Genomic DNA, 1356 nt, shown 5'->3' on the forward strand with positions numbered 1-1356 from the left:
CATTGCTGCAATCATTGAAATTATCATAATAAACACCTAGTACTTTATTCTTAAACAAAGAAAAAGGAGCATAAGCTCCTTTTTAGTAAATTCTATTTAATTAACGCTCGTAGACAACTTCTACGTCGTAATCATCTTCATCCCAGTCATCCCAATCATCATCATTGCCCTTACCTTTAGTGGCTTTTTCATGATAGGTATCCCACTTAAATTCAACTTCTTCATCTTCCACTTGTACAAACTTCTCTTTAGGCATGCTATCAAGTAGTGTCATTATGTTGTGGATTAATGGTTGAGTGTTAAGTTTATTAATTGCTGAAATGTGATAGATATTTTCAGTTTCGCCCAGCTCTTCTGCAATCGATTCGCATAACGCTTTTGCTTCATCCTCTGGTAATAAATCTATTTTATTAAATACTAACCAGCGTGGCTTCTCAGCTAATTTAGGGCTGTATTGGTACAGTTCGTTAATAATCGAAAACGCATTATCAACAGGGTTTGAACCATCTACCGGCATTACATCAATGATGTGTAATAACACACGACAACGCTCTAAATGTTTCAAAAAGCGAATACCTAGGCCTGCGCCATCAGATGCACCTTCAATTAGACCCGGAATATCGGCTATAACAAATGATTTATTTGCTTCAGGACGTACTACACCTAAATTAGGAATAAGCGTCGTGAATGGGTAATCAGCTACTTTTGGTCTTGCTGCAGATACACTGCGGATAAACGTAGATTTACCGGCATTTGGTAATCCAAGTAAACCAACATCAGCTAATAATAGTAACTCTAATTTTAAGTTACGTACTTCACCTGGTGTGCCTAATGTTTTTTGACGAGGTGCTCGGTTAGTACTTGATTTAAAACGCGCATTCCCCAAGCCGTGGAAACCACCTTTTGCAACCAAAATTCGTTGACCATGTTGCGTTAAATCGCCAAGTCCCTCTTGGGTATCAACATCCATGATGCGCGTGCCTACAGGCACCATAACAAACAAGTCATCAGCTTTTCGGCCTGTACAATTACGGCTACGACCGTTAGTACCACGTTCAGCTCTATGGAAGCGCTCAAACTGATAATCAATTAAGGTATTTAAGTTTTCATCAGCTTGTAGATAAACACTACCACCGTCTCCACCGTCACCGCCGTCTGGTCCACCATCTGGAACATATTTTTCACGACGGAAAGACACGATGCCGCTGCCACCGTCTCCAGCTTCTGCGCGAATTTCTACTTCATCTACAAACTTCATGATTACTCACTTTAGGGATTGGCTTGTTTAATAACTCTATTATATACCCAAGCCAGCACAAATGCAGGCTTGGGTATATATTGGCTGACTACAAAACA

The 1356-nt window shown here is 40.0% G+C and carries 1 protein-coding gene; it reads right to left on the reverse strand.

What is annotated here, in order from left to right; genetic code table 11:
* Window positions 1-100: 100 nt before the first annotated feature.
* The gene (cgtA, locus tag H5072_RS19555; RefSeq protein WP_182694523.1) at window positions 101-1258 is read right to left on the reverse strand and encodes an Obg family GTPase CgtA; all 1158 of its coding nucleotides are present in this window, start codon (window positions 1256-1258) and stop codon (window positions 101-103) included.
* Window positions 1259-1356: the final 98 nt, after the last annotated feature.

Origin of the sequence: Pseudoalteromonas sp. SR45-5 (genome assembly GCF_014163565.1) — a bacterium.
In the GTDB taxonomy this organism is placed as follows: Bacteria; Pseudomonadota; Gammaproteobacteria; order Enterobacterales; family Alteromonadaceae; genus Pseudoalteromonas; species Pseudoalteromonas distincta.